The organism is Mycolicibacterium arcueilense (assembly GCF_058536225.1).
In genome coordinates, this window is record NZ_JBZTYL010000005.1 from 157,839 (window position 1) to 170,874 (window position 13,036).

12 protein-coding genes are annotated in these 13,036 nt (G+C 66.9%); 7 read left to right on the forward strand and 5 right to left on the reverse strand.

Features of this window, described 5'->3' with window-relative positions; all coding sequences use genetic code 11:
- Nucleotides 1-77: 77 nt before the first annotated feature.
- The 6 genes from AC4LGL_RS01745 to pstB all read left to right on the forward strand — a co-directional run bounded on the left by AC4LGL_RS01745 (nucleotide 78) and on the right by pstB (nucleotide 5,809).
- Nucleotides 78-878: a winged helix-turn-helix transcriptional regulator gene (locus AC4LGL_RS01745; RefSeq protein ID WP_491837339.1), complete on the forward strand. Its 801-nt coding sequence runs from the start codon at nucleotides 78-80 to the stop codon at nucleotides 876-878.
- Nucleotides 875-1,753, forward strand: coding sequence for a mycothiol synthase (mshD, locus tag AC4LGL_RS01750; protein ID WP_491837340.1), 879 nt, complete (start codon nucleotides 875-877; stop codon nucleotides 1,751-1,753). The genes AC4LGL_RS01745 and mshD overlap by 4 nt, the downstream gene beginning before the upstream one ends.
- Before the next feature lie 121 nt (nucleotides 1,754-1,874).
- Complete coding sequence (gene pstS / locus AC4LGL_RS01755; RefSeq protein WP_491837341.1) at nucleotides 1,875-3,002, forward strand: phosphate ABC transporter substrate-binding protein PstS; 1,128 nt, start codon at nucleotides 1,875-1,877, stop codon at nucleotides 3,000-3,002.
- A gap of 54 nt (nucleotides 3,003-3,056) precedes the next feature.
- Nucleotides 3,057-4,112: a phosphate ABC transporter permease subunit PstC gene (gene pstC / locus AC4LGL_RS01760; RefSeq protein WP_491837342.1), complete on the forward strand. Its 1,056-nt coding sequence runs from the start codon at nucleotides 3,057-3,059 to the stop codon at nucleotides 4,110-4,112.
- Entirely contained in the window at nucleotides 4,109-5,023 is a 915-nt protein-coding gene (pstA, locus tag AC4LGL_RS01765; protein WP_491837343.1) for a phosphate ABC transporter permease PstA, read from the forward strand. Before pstC ends, pstA begins: the two co-directional genes overlap by 4 nt.
- A gap of 9 nt (nucleotides 5,024-5,032) precedes the next feature.
- Nucleotides 5,033-5,809: a phosphate ABC transporter ATP-binding protein PstB gene (gene pstB, locus AC4LGL_RS01770; RefSeq protein WP_055117691.1), complete on the forward strand. Its 777-nt coding sequence runs from the start codon at nucleotides 5,033-5,035 to the stop codon at nucleotides 5,807-5,809.
- A 78-nt stretch (nucleotides 5,810-5,887) separates the two neighbouring features.
- Here the strand turns inward: pstB and AC4LGL_RS01775 are convergent, their stop codons facing one another.
- On the reverse strand, nucleotides 5,888-6,862 hold the full coding sequence (locus AC4LGL_RS01775) for a quinone oxidoreductase family protein (protein WP_491837344.1): 975 nt from the start codon (nucleotides 6,860-6,862) through the stop codon (nucleotides 5,888-5,890).
- An 81-nt stretch (nucleotides 6,863-6,943) separates the two neighbouring features.
- On the opposite strand from AC4LGL_RS01775, the gene AC4LGL_RS01780 reads away from it, so the two are divergent.
- Nucleotides 6,944-7,462: a MarR family winged helix-turn-helix transcriptional regulator gene (locus AC4LGL_RS01780; protein ID WP_491837345.1), complete on the forward strand. Its 519-nt coding sequence runs from the start codon at nucleotides 6,944-6,946 to the stop codon at nucleotides 7,460-7,462.
- Between the two features lie 3 nt (nucleotides 7,463-7,465).
- Here the strand turns inward: AC4LGL_RS01780 and phoU are convergent, their stop codons facing one another.
- From phoU to AC4LGL_RS01800, 4 genes are all read right to left on the reverse strand, one after another.
- Complete coding sequence (gene phoU, locus AC4LGL_RS01785; protein ID WP_064884804.1) at nucleotides 7,466-8,131, reverse strand: phosphate signaling complex protein PhoU; 666 nt, start codon at nucleotides 8,129-8,131, stop codon at nucleotides 7,466-7,468.
- Nucleotides 8,132-8,215: 84 nt separating this feature from the next.
- Entirely contained in the window at nucleotides 8,216-10,573 is a 2,358-nt protein-coding gene (locus tag AC4LGL_RS01790; RefSeq protein WP_491837346.1) for an LCP family protein, read from the reverse strand.
- 237 nt (nucleotides 10,574-10,810) lie between these two features.
- Nucleotides 10,811-11,944 (reverse strand): tRNA dihydrouridine synthase DusB, encoded by a 1,134-nt coding sequence (gene dusB, locus AC4LGL_RS01795; protein WP_491837559.1) that lies wholly within the window; start codon nucleotides 11,942-11,944, stop codon nucleotides 10,811-10,813.
- A gap of 47 nt (nucleotides 11,945-11,991) precedes the next feature.
- Nucleotides 11,992-12,996 carry an acyl-ACP desaturase gene (locus AC4LGL_RS01800; protein ID WP_491837347.1) on the reverse strand — a complete coding sequence of 335 codons (1,005 nt, stop codon included), beginning with the start codon at nucleotides 12,994-12,996 and terminating at the stop codon, nucleotides 11,992-11,994.
- Nucleotides 12,997-13,036 lie beyond the last annotated feature (40 nt).

Here is a 13,036-nt window from a genome sequence, read left to right on the forward strand (position 1 = left end):
GTCATGAATCCGACCGTGTGGACATCGGGGTCCGGGCGATCGCAGGAAGTGATTGCCCGGCGCGCCGGAGGACCCCGTTGGATCTACTGCTACTGACCGTCGACCCGCATCCGGAGTCGGTGCTGCCCTCCCTGACGCTGCTGGCCCACACTGTGCGCACGGCGCCGACCGAGGTGTCGTCGCTGCTGGAGGCGGGCAGTGCCGATGTGGCGATCGTCGACGCGCGGACCGATCTCGCGGCCGCTCGCGGTCTGTGCCGACTGCTGGGAACGACGGGCACCTCGGTCCCGGTCGTCGCGGTGATCAACGAGGGCGGGTTGGTCGCGGTGAACCACGAATGGGGCCTGGACGAGATCCTGCTGCCCAGCACCGGCCCGGCCGAGATCGACGCCCGGCTGCGGCTCCTGGTCGGCCGGCGTGGTGGGGGTGCCAGCCAGGAGAACGCCGGCAAGATCACCCTGGGTGAGCTCGCGATCGACGAGGGCACCTACACGGCCCGGCTGCGTGGACGTCCCCTCGATCTCACCTACAAGGAGTTCGAGCTGCTCAAGTACCTCGCGCAGCACGCCGGACGGGTCTTCACCCGTGCGCAGCTGCTGCAGGAGGTCTGGGGCTACGACTTCTTCGGCGGCACCCGCACCGTGGATGTGCACGTCCGTCGTCTCCGCGCCAAGCTCGGCCCCGAGTACGAAGCGCTGATCGGCACCGTCCGCAACGTCGGGTACAAAGCGGTACGCCCGTCGCGCGGCCGCACCCCCGCAGGCGGGGCAGCCGGGACCGGAGAAGCGGCCCCCGACGACGATCACGGCGACGACGACTTCGAGCCGGCAACGGACGATGCGGACGAGCCGCTCGCCGGGCGGTTGCCCAGCCAGTGACCGAACTCGACTGGCGAACCGGGCTGTCAGATGCCGAACAGGCTCGGATCCAGGAACTCATCGGCGCAGCCACCGCGGTCGACGGCGTGGCCCCGGTCGGAGATCAGGTGTTGCGCGAGCTTGGCCTCGACCGGACCCGTCACCTGCTGGCGACCGACGGGACAAAACTCGTCGGGTACCTGAACCTGGCCCCGGCCGGCGCCGACGACCCGGCGATGGCCGAACTGGTGGTGCATCCGGACGCCCGACGGCGCGGTATCGGTGCGGCGCTGGCCCGTGCCGGGCTCGCCGAGGGCGGGGCCGGCACCCGCATCTGGGCGCACGGCAACCTCGAGGCGGCCCGCGCCCTGGCGGCCACGCTCGACCTCAAGGTGGCTCGCGAACTGCTGCAGATGCGTCGCCCGCTGAGCGACCTGCCGCCGCTGCGCACCGCCGAGGGCGTGCGGATCGGTACCTATGCCGGTCCCCAGGACGACGCCGAGATCCTGCGGGTCAACAACGCTGCCTTCTCCTGGCATCCCGAACAGGGCGGCTGGACCGAACAGGAGATCGACGAACGGCGACGCGAGCCGTGGTTCGACCCCGACGGTCTGTTCGAGGCGTTCGACGAGCGCACCGGCGCACTGCTGGGCTTCCACTGGACGAAAGTGCACGACGAGGGTCTCGGCGAGGTCTACATCGTCGGCGTCGACCCTGCCGCGCAGGGCAGAGGCCTGGGCTCGGTACTCACCCTGCTCGGTCTGCACCACCTCGCCGAGCGGTCCCTGCCGACGGTGCTACTTTACGTCGAGGCAGATAACTCGGCGGCCGTGGCGACCTACCGAAACTTGGGTTTCGAGGTGTTCGGTGTCGACGCGGCGTACGCCGCCGGTTAACCCGTTTAGCTGTGAACACGCTGAACCTATTCACTGCTGATTCACCTGTTGTCCGCGAGCCGTCCACTGCGGCCGAATACGTTGCCGGAGAGTTCGAAGCCGTCAACTGAAAGTGGGACAAGTGAAGCTCATGAGCATTGGCAAGCCGTTCGGTGTCGCGCTTTCCGCGACGGCGATCGCGGCACTCACGCTGACCGCCTGTGGCAGCGACAACAACGCTGCAGGAACCAGCTCCTCGGCCGCGGGCAGCACCTCGGCGTCGTCGGCCGAGTGCGGCGGCAAGAACGCTCTGACGGGCGAGGGCTCGACGGCGCAGCAGAACGCCATTGCTGAGTTCAACAAGGTCTGGGGCCAGGTCTGCTCCGGCAAGAACCTGTCCTACAACCCGACCGGTTCGGGCGCAGGCGTGGATCAGTTCATCGCCAAGCAGGTCGACTTCGCGGGCTCCGACTCGGCGCTCAAGGACGATCAGGTCGCCAAGGCCGCCGAGCGCTGCGGCGGCAACGAGGCCTGGAACCTGCCGCTGGTGTTCGGCCCGGTCGCGCTGGCCTACAACGTCGAAGGCGTCGACAAGCTCGTGGTGAACCCCGACGTGCTCGCCAAGATCTTCCAGGGCCAGATCAAGAAGTGGAACGATCCGGCGGTGGCCGCGCTGAACGCCGGCACCACCCTGCCCGACCTGGACATCAAGCCGATCTACCGGTCGGATTCCTCGGGCACCACCGACAACTTCCAGAAGTACCTGGCCGCCGCCGCTCCGCAGACCTGGACCAAGGGCGCGGGCAAGGAGTTCCAGGGCGGTGCCGGCGAGGGTGCGCAGAAGTCCTCCGGCGTCGTGCAGGCCGTCCAGGCCACCCCCGGCTCGATCGGCTACGTCGAGAAGAGCCCGGCCGCCGCCGCCGGCCTGCCCTACGCCCAGATCGACAGTGGCGCCGGTGCGGTCGCGCTGGACGACCAGTCGACCACCAAGGCCGTCGGCGCCGCCACCTTCAAGGGTGAGGGCAAGGACCTCGTGCTCGACCTGAACGCGCTGTACGCCTCCAAGGAAGCCGGTGTCTACCCGCTGGTGCTGGCCACCTACGAGATCGTTTGCTCCAAGGGCTACGACGCCGAGACCGCGGCGGCCGTGAAGTCCTTCCTCACCGTGGCCGCCAACGAGGGCCAGGCCAGCCTGTCGCAGGCCGGATACATCGCGCTGCCTGACGAGTTCAAGCAGCGCCTGCTGACCTCGGTCGAGGCCATCGCTTAGTAGCCGGACTGGCTTTAGAGGACGGATTTGGGCGAGGATGGATTTACCAACCGCATGACAACCAGGGGCCCCGACGGGACGACAGTGACAACGCCGAATCCAGCTGATTCGGGGTCGGGGGAGACGCTCGCCTCCCCCCACCCCGAGCCGGCGCCTATATCCACCAATCCGTCCAAGGGAGCCAAGGTTCGCCTTGGCGACCGAATTTTCCGTGGCCTCGCCGAAGGTTCGGGCATCCTGATCGTTGCGTTGATCGCGGCGATCGGGGTGTTCCTGCTCTGGCGCGCGGTTCCGGCGCTGGTCCGTAACGAGGAGAACTTCTTCCTCTACGGCGGCAACTGGATCACCACCGACACCTCCGCGATGCACTTCGGCATCTTCGACCTGCTGCAGGTGACGGTCTTCGTCTCCCTGTTCGCCCTGGTGCTGGCGATGCCGGTGGCCCTGGGCATCGCGATCTACCTGACCCAGTACTCGTCGCGACGGCTGGCGGGTCCGCTGGCCTATCTGGTGGACCTGCTCGCGGCGGTGCCCTCGATCGTCTACGGCGTCTGGGGCCTGTACGTACTGGCGCCGGCGATCAAACCCTTTGCCGTGTGGCTCAATACGAACTTGGACTGGCTGTTTCTGTTCAAGACGGGCAACGCCTCGGTGGCCGGTGGCGGCACCATCTTCACCGCAGGCATCGTGCTGGCGGTGATGATCCTGCCGATCATCACCGCGGTGACTCGCGAGGTGTTCACCCAGACCCCGCGCGGCCAGATCGAGGCCGCGCTGGCGCTCGGCGCCACCCGCTGGGAAGTGGTGCGCACGACGGTGCTGCCATTCGGGTTGTCCGGCTACGTCAGTGGCGCGATGCTCGGTCTGGGTCGCGCGCTCGGTGAGACCATTGCGCTCTTGATCATCCTGCGCGGCACCCAGACCGCGTTCAGTTGGTCGCTGTTCGACGGCGGCTACACCTTCGCAAGCAAGATCGCCGCCACTGCAAGCGAATTCAACGATCAGTACAAGGCGGGCGCCTACATTGCCGCCGGCCTGGTGCTGTTCATCCTCACCTTCGTGGTGAACTCGCTGGCCCGCGCTGCGGTGTCCGGGAAGGGGCGCTCGTGACCTCCACGCTTGAGCGGCCGGTCAAGGCGCCTGTGTTCCAGGGCGTGAGTCTGCGCCGCAAGCTGACCAACCACGTCGCCACAGTGCTGGTGACCCTGTCGTTGCTCGTCGCCCTGGTGCCGCTGGCCTGGGTGCTGTACTCGGTGATCGTCCGCGGCTGGAGCGCATTGACCTCAGCCACGTGGTTCACCAACTCCCAGGCCGGGATGACGACGTTCACCGCAGGCGGCGGCGCCTACCACGCGATCGTCGGCACCCTGCTGCAAGGCATCGTGTGTTCGCTGATCTCCATTCCGATCGGCGTGATGGTGGGCGTGTACCTGGTCGAGTACGGCGGAGGTACCCGCCTGGGCAAGGTCACCACGTTCATGGTGGACATCCTCACCGGTGTGCCCTCGATCGTCGCCGCACTGTTCATCTACGCGTTGTGGGTGGCCACGTTGGGATTCGGCCGATCCGGGTTCGCGGTGTCACTGTCGTTGGTGCTGTTGATGATTCCGGTTATCGTGCGGGCCACCGAGGAGATGCTGCGCATCGTCCCGATGGATCTGCGCGAGGCGAGTTATGCGCTGGGCGTGCCGAAATGGAAGACCATCGTCCGCATCGTGATCCCGACGGCGTTGTCGGGCATCGTCACCGGGGTCATGCTGTCACTGGCCCGGGTGATGGGTGAGACCGCGCCGCTGCTGATCCTCGTCGGCTATGCGCAGGCGATGAACTTCGACATGTTCGGCGGGTTCATGGGATCGCTGCCGGGCATGATGTACGACCAGATCTCGGCGGGGGCAGGCGCCAATCCGGTGCCCACCGACCGGCTGTGGGGTGCGGCGCTGACGCTGATCCTGCTGATCGCATTGCTCAACGTCGGCGCTCGCGCGGTTGCCAAACTCTTTTCCCCCAAGAAGGTGTAGGAAATATCCATGGCCAAGCGGCTGGATCTCAAGGACGTCAACATCTATTACGGCGCGTTCCATGCGGTTGCCGAGGTTTCGCTGTCGGTGCAGCCGCGCAGCGTGATGGCTTTCATCGGCCCGTCGGGCTGCGGTAAGTCGACGGTGCTGCGGACGCTGAACCGGATGCACGAGGTGATCCCCGGCGCCCGCGTCGAGGGCTCGGTGCTGCTCGACGGTGAGGACATCTACGGCGCCGGGGTGGATCCGGTGGGCGTGCGCAAGACCATCGGCATGGTGTTCCAGCGTCCGAACCCGTTCCCCACCATGTCGATTCGTGACAACGTGGTGGCCGGTCTGAAGCTGCAGGGCGTGCGCAACAAGAAGACCCTGGACGAGGTGGCGGAGCGCTCTCTGCGCGGCGCGAACCTGTGGAATGAGGTCAAGGACCGCCTCGACAAGCCCGGCGGTGGCCTCTCCGGTGGTCAGCAGCAGCGGTTGTGCATCGCCCGCGCGATCGCGGTCCAGCCCGATGTCCTGCTGATGGATGAGCCATGCTCGGCTCTCGACCCGATCTCGACGCTGGCCATCGAGGACCTGATCTCCACGCTCAAGCAGGATTTCACGATCGTCATCGTCACTCACAACATGCAGCAGGCCGCCCGGGTGAGCGATCAGACCGCGTTCTTCAACCTCGAGGCCACCGGTAAGCCCGGCAAGCTGATCGAGATCGACGACACCGAGAAGATCTTCTCCAACCCCACCCAGAAGGCCACCGAGGACTACATCTCGGGCCGCTTCGGCTGAGTTTTTTCCGCGAGCAGACGCGCAGGTGCCGTGTTTCCAAAGAAACCGGGTACCTGCGCGTCTGCTCGCGATCCGAAATCAGGGCGTCAGCACCACCCGGGTTCCCGACGGTTCGCCGGCGTCCCACACCCTGGCGACGTCGGCCAATGCCCTTGGCTGGGTGCGTAATTCGAGCCGGCCGTCGGCGACCATCTGAAACAACTCCGGCAGCGCCTCGGTACGGGCCTTGATCAGGACCTCGGGCGGGACACTGCCGATGCCGACCCCGCCGAGGGTGATCCCGGTGCCGCGCAGCACCCCGGCGTCCAGGGGCAGCGTCGGCCCCGCCATCGACCCGATCTGCACGAACCGGGTCGGGTGGTAGTGCGCGGCCGGATGGCTGCCGGCCAGGGCAGTGAGCACATCCGCGGCGGGCCCGCCCCACAGGTAGTCGAGTACGGCGTCGAACGGGCGCTCGGCGTGCATCTGAGCGACCACGGCACCCAGGTCCTGCTCACCCATGGCGATGGTCGCGTGTGCCCCGGCCGACCGCAGCCAGGCCAGGCGTTCCGTGTTGCGTCCGGCCGCCACCACGTTCCCGGCGCCGAACATGGCAGTGGCCAATTGAACTGCCATCGAACCGGTTACGCCGGTGGCGCCCAGCACCAGCACGTGATCGCCGGGCTTGACGGCCGCGGCGTACGCCAGTGCGGTCCAGGCCGAGATACCCGGGTTGGGCAGGGCGGCGGCAGTCACTGAGTCGACGTGCTCGGGGATCTCGACGCCACTGTCTGGATGGACCGGCGCGCGCTGCGCCATCATGCCGGAGGGCCCCAGCGCCCCGGTGTAGATCCGACGGCCGTCGGCGAGCCGGACCACGCCGTCGACGCCGGGAATGGCCGGGAGTCGAATCTCCTTGCTGGCGTAGTGCTTTCCTGAAACCAGGGCTCGGGTCAGGTTGGTCAGGGCCGACGCCTCGACCTCGGCCACCTCGGCGCCATCGTGCGGTTCGGGTTCGGGAACCTCGGTGTAGACGGGGTGTCGGCCCCACTCGGTGACCAGGGCAGCCAACATGGCGACTCCTTTGGTTTCTGCAGATATGGTTTCTATGGAAACAATCTACGCACCGCGGCGGTGGGTGGCAAGATAGTTTCCGTGAAAACCAAACTCGAGCTGATCGACGCCATCACGGCACTGGTGGCCACCGTGGGCGATCGGCTCGGTAACGACGGGGACGGCGACGCGGAGCGCGACTTCATGGCCGCCCGATGCCCGCAGCACCTGGAGCAGGCGGTGCGGACGCTACCGACGTCGTCGATGCACCTGCTGGCCGAGATCGCCGAGGGTCCGGTCAGTGTGGTCGGGTTGGCGGCGCGCTCGGGCCGGCTCAAGGGCACGGTGTCCAAGCACGTACAGCGGCTGGTCGAGGCCGGCCTCGTGGCACGCACGCCGGTACCGGGTAACCGCAAGGAGATCGAACTGGGTCTGACCGCCGACGGTGAACTCCTCGCCGACGTGCACCGGCAACTGCATGACGAGATGAACCGCGGGACGCGCGAGTTCCTGCTGCGCTACAGCGGCGCTGAACTGCAGGTATTGACGAAGGTCCTGGGGGACCTGGCCGGGGCGCACAAGGACGGGGTCCGCCTCGTGCCGCCCACCGACCGGACCTGAGTTCTACTTCGAGGAGACGGAGTCGTCTTCCGGGTAGGAGCCGGTGACCTGGAAGATGACCCGACGGGCCACCTCGACGGCGTGATCGGCGAAGCGCTCGTAGAAGCGGCTCAGCAACGTCACGTCGACGGCAGCGGTCACGCCGTGCTTCCACTCCCGGTCCATCAGCACGGAGAACAGGTGGCGATGCAGGTCGTCCATCGCATCGTCTTCCTCCTGGATCCGCGCGGCCTTCTCCGGATCCTGGGTGAGCAGCACCTCACGGGCAGCGTGCCCCAATTCGACCGCCACCCGGCCCATCTCGGCGAAGTAGCCGTTCACTTCCTCCGGCAGCACGTGCTGCGGGTGGCGCCGGCGCGCGATCTTGGCCACATGCAGCGCCAGCGCGCCCATCCGGTCCACGTCGGCGACGATCTGAATCGAACCCACCACCGAGCGCAGATCACCGGCAACCGGCGCCTGCAGCGCGAGCAACACGAACGCAGACTCTTCGGCCTGGGTGCTCAGCGTGCTCATCTGGTCGTGATCGCTGATCACCTGTTCGGCAAGTGCCAGATCGGCCTGCAGCAGCGCCTGGGTGGCGCGCTCCATCGCGGTACCCGCCAACTCGCACATGGCTCCGAGTTGGTCCGTGAGTGAATGTAGCTGCTCGTGGTATTGGGTACGCATGCTGCAAGATTAGGCGGTCAGCGGCCGTGTCGTCACGATGCAACGGTGAACGAACGGTGAATGCCGTCCATGCGGGTCACCGGCCTATTCGCAGGTGGTGTCCGCGGCGTTGGTGACGGTCAGGTCCTCGGGCAGATGCGTCGGGCTGGCGCCGGTGCCTTTGAGCACGTGCACCTGTACTTCCGACCCGCTCGGGGTCGGGGCGTTCACCGTGTAGAAATCAGAGCCCAGCACTACCTGCACCACGCTGCCCATGCCCGTCACCCGCTCGATGGTCGGGTTGGTGAAGGAGCTGGCCACGGTCGCGGCCGCCTCCTCGTTCCCGGGGGAGAAGAACACCGTGGTCGCCGGAAGCGTGCTCGGGTAGTCATCGGGGGTATTGACGTTGAAGCCGTGTTCCTGCAGTTCGGTGGCCGCGGTGGAGGCCAGGCCGCTCTGGCCCGTCGAGTTGGACACCTGCACCGTGACCTGCTGCGGTTCGGTGGTGATGGCGTTGACCATCTCACCGCTGTCGGTGGCCGGGGCAGGCGCCGGAACCGACGAGGGCGTCGCTGATGCTTCGGGGGGAGCGGCAGCCTGGACGGACGACGTCGCCGATTCGGGAGTGCCGGGTACCGGGGTGTTGTCCGGGTTCTTCTCGCCGGGGAGCGGATCGTCGTTGATGATCGCGTCGAACAGGGAACGCATGTCGTCTGTTCGCGGGACCTCGTTGCCGTACTCGTCGGCGTAACCCACGGTCGGCACCGTCACGAACGTGATCCGGCCCGCGTTGACCCCCTGGACCGACTGCCCGAGGTCCACGAGGTCCCTGGTTCTGATGTTGTCGACGAAGCTGTCGCTGATGAACATGTTGACCACGTTGTTCAGCTTGTTCAGCGAGAAGAAGGTATCCCGGGAGATCAGCGTGCGCAGCAGCGACGAGAGGAACAGCTGCTGTCGTTTGATGCGGCCGTAGTCCCCGTTGTACTCGGTGGTGACCTGGCGGGCCCGCACGTAGTTCAGCGCGGTGTGGCCGTCGATCGTCTGACGACCGGCGTTGGCCAGCACGGTGCCCAGCTCGTAGTCCTCAAGCGGCGTGGTGCTGCACACCTCTATCCCGCCGAGTGCGTCGACCATCTTCGAGAAGCCGGCGAAGTCGACGGCCATGAACCGGTTGATGGAGAGGCCGGACAGCTTCTGGATCACCTTCACCAGGCATTTCGGACCGCCGAAGGCGAAGGCCGAGTTCAGTTTGGTTTCGGTGTAGACCTCGTCCGGGCCGTAGGTCTCGGTCTCCTCGTCGTACAGCGGACCGTATGTCGCGGACTCGGCGTTCCAGGGCTCGCACTTCATCGGAGTGATCGAGAGGTCACGCGGGAACGACACGGCGACCACACGCCGCCGGTCGGCGGGGATGTTCACCAGCATGATCGTGTCCGACCGGGCACCGCCGGCGTCCTCGGTGCCGCCAGCGCCCATGCCGCCGTTTTCGCCGAACCGGCTGTCAGTGCCCACGATCAGGAAGTTCTCGTCACCGAACTGGGCGTTGGGGTCGACGATGTCGCGCGAATTGAGGTCGAGTGCAGCCACCTTGTTGAGGCTGTTGTTCTTCGAGCTCTGCCACTGCCAGGCCCCGCCGGTCAGTACCAGGGTGAGGACCGCGAGTATCGCCGCGGCGGCTCGGCCGGCCAGCATCACGCGGCGGTTGATCGGTGGCCGCACCCGTTCGATCTCGTCGGTGTCGGCGCGATCGTCCTCCGAATCGTGCTCGTCCGCCGACGTCGGGCGGACCCGCCACGACGGGCGCGCTTTGGGCACGTCGTACTCATAGACCGCCAGGGCCGGCAATACGTCGGTGTTCTCGACGTCGATCTCGCGGTGATCCGGCGAGTCCTCGAAGTGTTCCTCGAAAGGCTCCGGGTACTCCTCGGCCTCTGGTGAATCCCGGGGTTCGTCGAGTTCGGCGTCGATCCGCACCGCTTCGATCACGTCGGTCGGGTCGGGTACCGGCGGGCGGACATACGCCGGTGCATACGCAGGTTCGGGTTCGGGTTCGGCTTCGACCTCGGGTTCCGGGTCCCAGGCGTGGGCGGGCTCCTGGTCGTGTTCGGGTTCCGGGTCCCAGGCGTGGGCCGGCTCCAGGTCCGGTTCGGGCTCGGGATCCCAGGCGTGGGCCGGCTCCAGGTCTGGCTCGGGCTCGGGCTCGTCGGGTTCCAGCCGGTGACGGCTCGGTGTGTACCCGGTTCCGGCGACCTTGGCGATCAGATCGGCGACAGTTACCCCGTCGGCGTGACTGCCGGTGGGTTCATCGAGGGGCGAATCATCGGGTGACGGCGCATCCTGGCGTTCCCACGGCGCGGCGCCTGGCAAAGGCTCACGGGATCGGGTAATCCATTGGTTGTCCGACGAATCCTCCGGGGAGCGGCGCCGACGGCCGGGAGTGGCGTTATCACCGTCACTCATGTCGTTACCGGCCTCCGACTCTTCGAACTTGCCCGTGCGCGTCGGTGCGCATCGTTCCTGCGTTGTGTGAATGGGTGCTGCTGAGGTTTTCTCCTCATCTCTTCTAGCAGCACTGTGCCGGACTGGCTACCTGAGCCGGCCGCGGCAAGGTTTTCATCGTACTGAGCCACCCTGAGGCTGAGCTAGACCCAACCCGGTGACAGTGCCGTCTCGATGTCGTCTCGGAGCGAGCGCAGCTCAGCCTCCGGAATGCATCACGTCGGCTCCGGCCGGCACCGCGCAGTCGTCGGGATCGTCGAGCCACCCCTCGGGCAAAGATACCGAGGCGGCCGAGCCCTGGCGCCCGCGCGGACCGGTGGCCGCGGGCGGGAACGGGGCGTCGCCGTCCAGTTGGTCGAGCAGTGCGTCGAGTTCGGCCCGGGTCTTGACGAGTGCCAGCCCGCGCCGGAGGTCGGCGCCGGCGGGGAACCCGTGCATGTACCAGGCCACGTGCTTTCGGATATCGCGCATGCCCTTGTCTTCGCCGAAGTGCTCGCTCAGCAGCTCGCCGTGGCGGCGCACGATGTCGGCCACCTCGCCCAGATTCGGCGGGGTGGCAGCGGGGCGCCCGTTGAAGGCTGCCGAGAGTTCGGCGAACAGCCATGGCCGGCCCAGGCAGCCGCGGCCGATCACCACGCCGTCGCAGCCGGTTGCGGCCATCATCGCCAGCGCGTCGTCGGCCTCGAAGATGTCGCCGTTGCCCAGCACCGGGATACCGGTGACATGGGCTTTCAGTGCCGCGATCTGATCCCAGTCGGCGGTACCCGAATAACGTTGTGCCGCAGTGCGAGCGTGCAGTGCGACGGCTGCCGCGCCCTCCTCGGCGGCGATCCGTCCCGCGTCCAGGTGGGTGTGGTGGGCGTCGTCGATGCCGATCCGGAACTTCACCGTCACCGGAATATCGGTGCCCGCGACACCACGGACCGCGGCCGCCACGATCTGGCCGAACAGGCGACGCTTGTACGGGAGGGCCGAGCCGCCACCACGCTTGGTGACCTTGGGTACCGGGCAGCCGAAATTCATGTCGATGTGATCGGCCATGCCCTCGTCGGCGATCATCTTGGCAGCGAGGTAGGTGGTCTCCGGATCGACGGTGTAGAGCTGCAGCGACCGTGGTGACTCGTCGGGCCCGAACGTCGTCATGTGCAGGGTCACCGGATGGCGCTCGACCAGGGCCCGCGCCGTGACCATCTCGCACACGTACAGCCCGCTGACGGTTCCGGCGCGGGCGATCTCGAGCTCGCGGCACAGTGTGCGGAACGCCACATTGGTCACCCCGGCCATCGGGGCGAGCACAACGGGACTGGGCAACGCGAACGGCCCGATCCGCAGTTGGGATCGGGCCGACGCTGCTGTTGCAGGGGGTGGGGCCGTCAGCGTCATGCAGGCGACGAGGACGACACCAGCAGGTTCTTCATGGCCTTCTTCTCGGCGACCTTGCGCTCACGCTCGAGGCGACGCTCCTTGGCGACCTCGAACTTGTCGCAGGCGTCCTCGAGCTCCTCGACGATGCGGCCGATATCGTCACGCAGTCGGGCGCCCTCGCCGGTGAAGTCTTCACGCTCGAAGATCCGCCACTTGCGCAGGACCGGCATCACCACGTCGTCCAGGTGGATGCGCGGGTCGTAGACGCCGCCGACGGCGATGATGACGGCCTTACGGCGGAAGTCGGGCACCGTGTATCCGGGCATCTTGAAGTTGTCCAGCACCCGGTGCAGCGAGGCCATGCCCTGGTTGGGGGCGATGTCGAGCCCGGCCGCCGAGACGTCCCGGTAGAAGATCATGTGCAGGTTCTCGTCGGCCGAGATGCGCTGCAGCAGTTGGTCGGCGATCGGGTCGTCGCAGGCCTTGCCGGTGTTGCGGTGGCTGACGCGGGTCGCGAGTTCCTGGAACGACACATACATCACCGAGTCGAACAGGCTCTCGGCGAACAGATCGCCCTGCTGGTTCTGGCCGGGCGAGAAGCCGCGGGTGACCTGCTCGACGCGCAGTTCCTCCAGCTCGACGGGGTCCACGGCGCGGGTCACCACGAGGTAGTCGCGCAGGGCGATGCCGTGGCGGTTCTCCTCGGCGGTCCAGCGGTTGACCCAGTTGCCCCAGGCGCCGTCCATGCCCATGTTCATCGCGATCTCGCGGTGATACGAGGGCAGGTTGTCCTCGGTGAGCAGGTTCTGAATCATCGCGGTCTTGGCGACCTCTGACAGCTTGGACTGCTCGGGATCCCAGTCCTGCCCGCCGAGTGCGTAGTAGTTCTTGCCATCCGACCACGGAATGAAGTCGTGCGGATTCCAGTCCTTACGCATCCGCATGTGGCGGTTGATGCTGGTCTCTACGACAGGCTCAAGTTCATGCAGGAGCTGCAGGTCGGTGTATTCCTGCGACATGTGCTCCACCCTCCTCGCGTCTCGGGGACGCTCAGTTATC